The 3,593-nt window shown below is 62.6% G+C and carries 2 protein-coding genes and 2 pseudogenes; all 4 read right to left on the reverse strand.

Translation table 11 applies throughout. The features are described from left to right. On the reverse strand, window positions 1–259 hold a 259-nt coding region (locus J3489_RS36945; RefSeq protein WP_207005730.1), incomplete at its 3' end, for a hypothetical protein. A 532-nt stretch (window positions 260–791) separates the two neighbouring features. After that, window positions 792–1,061, reverse strand: a pseudogene (locus J3489_RS36950) (IS481 family transposase); the annotation flags it as partial. A 123-nt stretch (window positions 1,062–1,184) separates the two neighbouring features. Next, a pseudogene (locus J3489_RS38215) lies at window positions 1,185–1,292 on the reverse strand (IS481 family transposase); the annotation flags it as partial. 100 nt (window positions 1,293–1,392) lie between these two features. After that, window positions 1,393–3,593 (reverse strand): phosphopantetheine-binding protein (locus J3489_RS36955; protein WP_207005731.1); only part of this gene is annotated, 2,201 nt, incomplete at its 5' end.

The raw sequence follows: 3,593 nt of genomic DNA on the forward strand, positions 1-3,593 counted from the left end.
GCCGCACCGCACCCGGGATCGTGTAGGCGCCCCCGGGCAACCCCATCTGCTCCAGCACCCACAACCGCTCCTGCGCATACGACAGCGGCAGCCGTCCCGGACGATCCTGAGGTTGCAGCTCCGGCGTTCGATTCGAGAGCATGGATATTCCACCGCCGGCGTGACCACCAAGACGTTCACGCATAAGCCGGCCAACAAGTTCTTCCCGCAGCACCTGCTCTGGGGATAAGGCGGCCCCTTGCGCGTCGAGCGTTTTCATACCTGCGACTCCCATGTTTTAACCGACTAAAGGCTCACGCCGAACGCCTACACCCTTGAAAAAAGGAAGGGCAACCACCTGGAGCATCCGCGCCGACATCAATATCACGCGCTCTTCCTATGAACATCGCACAGGTACATAGACCCGCGTACACGTCTTCCATCAGAATTCTCGAATATTTAGTGACCAATCTAGAAAAGCCAGTCACGGACCCAACGCGCACCTAAAGTCCGCACATCGACTTCGCCGGTCACACGATCGCGCCAATGGCGTTTGGCATGGTGCAGTCGTACGCACTCTGTCGTCGATCAAAAGCGAAAATGAGGCTGCCAATGCGAAACACCCTTAGAGCACCAATCACCCTGGCACCCAGGAACGCCGCGCCCCTCGGCTCTCGTGACAATCGGCTCCAAAAAGTTCCGATCCTCGTCGTCGATTCGCTGTCTCACCTGTCGCATGAGAAGACTTCTCGATTGCGAAAGGTGATATCGGAAAACTCGCGACATTGGAATAAAAGGAGCGACCGGTCTCGGTGTCGCGGCCACAATTCATTCAGGCTGGCGAGTTGTGAACGCTCGACCTTGCCATTGAGGCATCTCGAGCGCGGCGAGATCAGCCGGAATTTGATGCACTCTTTCATGATGCGGCGATACACAGCCTCGGCAATGAACTACCCACCGCGATCGGTCCGGATACGCTGGACTGAAAATGGCATTTCTTCTATCAGACGATCAAGAAAGTGCAGCGTATTCCGGGCGTTTCGACGCGGATACGTGTCTCGAGTTGTCACTCGAATGCGCGAACTTCCCAAATGGAATTGCACTCTTGAGCAACTGGCTGAGGAGGCGGGACTTTTGTGGTCAGCATTTCCCCGCCACCTCAGCGCTTTCTTATCAAATTGGGATGCTCCTGCGCGACGCCCCCTGTCGCGGGAGCATCCCATCACGCGGCCGGCCTGGCTGACGTTGCCCAGTTGCCGGGCCAGTTCGAACGTGCCGACCGTGGCGCGAATGACCTTCTGCTCCTGATTCATGGCTGACTCATGGCGGTTCCCGGCACGCACTGACGCTTCGGGCGACGCCTTCCGCGCCACTGCGTGCCAGCACGGCAAACCGACCACAATCAGATTTAGACTATTCCATTACAACGCCTTTCTCCGACGCCATAGCCTGAAGTTCGGCATAAGAGAGCTTGTCCAGTTGGGACCGAATTTCGGCTTCGATCCGATCGGCTTCCGATTGATCGATGATGCATTGAATCTGCGCCTGCTCAACCAGATCGGCCAGTAGATGGAGCGTCGGCGCCTCGAACAGCGCCCGCAGCGGCAACTCGATCGACAGGTGCTGCCGCAGCTGGCTGACTACGCGGGTCGCCAGCAGCGAGTGCCCGCCCAGCTCGAAGAAGTTGTCCTGGCGGCCCACGCCCTCAACGCCCAGCACCTGCTCCCAGATCTGCGCGATCAGCGTTTCCGTTTCGCCCTCCGGCGCCACATACTCGCGGCTCCTCCATTCAGGAGCCCGCAGTGCGCGACGGTCCAGCTTCCCGTTCGGCGTCAGCGGCAGACGGTCGAGCACGACAATCGCCGCGGGGACCATGTAGTCGGGCAGCGTCACGGCGAGCGCGCCGCGCAATGCGGTGGGATTGATGCGCAGCAGTGCGTTGCTGTAGTTCGACAGCTCGTGCGGAACATCTTCCGTGCGGAACGTGCCGTGCGGCGCGGGCGCGGCGGTTGCGGTCTCCGCGAGCCAGAATACCGCTTCGAGGTGGCCGTTCACGCCACTCATGCCGCTCTCGCAACTCATCGCGAAGCGATAGCCGAGCTCCGTGGCGAGTGCATCGAAGGCGTCGACGCCGGGGTCGCTCGCATTGACCGTGATGCGTTGCAGCGTCGCCCGAAGGTCACCGGCAGACGGATTGTCGGATAGGCCGGCGAGCTTGGCCACCAGATCGAGCTCCGGTATCAGCCCCGCATGAGGGATATTCGCGACGCGGATCGCGTCCGGCCGCTGCGTGCCCAGATGTTCGTGCAGCGCGTCCAGCCCCGCGATCTGCGCACCCCACTGCAGCGTCGGCACGTTGCGCAGATCGACGGTGCGAACCGGTGTCTTGCGCAACACCACGTCGTAGCGATAGCGGCTAAGTTCGTTCACGTAGCCGCCGCGCTTGACCTGAATGTCGACGGCTCCGATCGATGCGAAGCGCGCCGGCAGCGACGCGAAGAATTCCGGTGCGAGCAGTAGTTCCTTTTCGGCGGCGAGCGCGCGCTCAACGTCACGCCGGAGTACGTCGATGCCGCTGTGCGGCGCCGTCTTGTGCAATTGCGTCGTGGTGACGAACGCGCGCAGCAGATGCAGGTTGCGCACGTCGCCGATGAAGAGCGCACCACCCGGCATGAGTCGTTCGAGCGCCTGTTCGATCACGTGCAGCAGATACATCGCGCTTGGAAAATACTGGATCACCGAGTTGATGACGATCGTATCGAACGAGCCTTCCGGGAGTCCGTCCCAGCGATGTGCGGGCTGCGTGCGCAACTGCACGCGCTCGCCCCAGTTCGTGCGCGCGACGTGGCGGCTGACGGCCGCAATGGTTTCGCTCGAGAAGTCCGTGGCCCAGTAGGCATCGCATGCGGGTACCAGTTGCGACAGCAAGAGCCCGCTGCCGACGCCAATCTCAAGCACGCGGCGCGGATTCAGTTCGCGGATGCGCTGCACCGTCGCTGTACGCCATGCGCGCATCTCCGGCAGCGGAATAGGCGCACCGGTGTAACTGCTGGTCCAGCCGTCAAAGTTCTCGCCGAACACCGCGTGTTCCGAGTCGTGATAAAGCGACTCGTACATCTGCAGCCACTGCTCGACTTGGGCGATTTCGTGCTCGATGTCGCGTGCACCTTCGCTGTTTGCGGGCACGACGTACGCGACGAGTTGCTGGTCTCCCGGTTGATCCTCGCGCGCGACGACGGCCGCCGTCGCGACGCCCGGTTGTGCGACGAGCGCCGTCTCGATCTCGCCCAGCTCGATGCGGAACCCCCGCAGCTTGACCTGGTCGTCCGCGCGTCCCAGATAGTCCAGCACCCCTTCGGGGCGCCACTTCGCCACGTCCCCCGTGCGGTACATCCGGCTGCCCGGCGCGCCGAACGGGTTCGCCACGAAGCGCTCGGCCGTCAGCTCCGCCCGGCCCAGATAGCCGCGCGCGAGCCCCGCCCCGGCGATATACAGCTCGCCCGCCACCCCCACCGGTACCGGCTGCAGCCGCCCGTCGAGCACGTACACCTGCGTGTTACCGACGGGCCGGCCGATGTGTACCTTGCGGATTGCATCGCCGCGGTTGATTTGCG

Origin of the sequence: Trinickia mobilis (assembly GCF_017315705.1) — a bacterium.
In the GTDB taxonomy this organism is placed as follows: Bacteria; Pseudomonadota; Gammaproteobacteria; order Burkholderiales; family Burkholderiaceae; genus Trinickia_A; species Trinickia_A mobilis.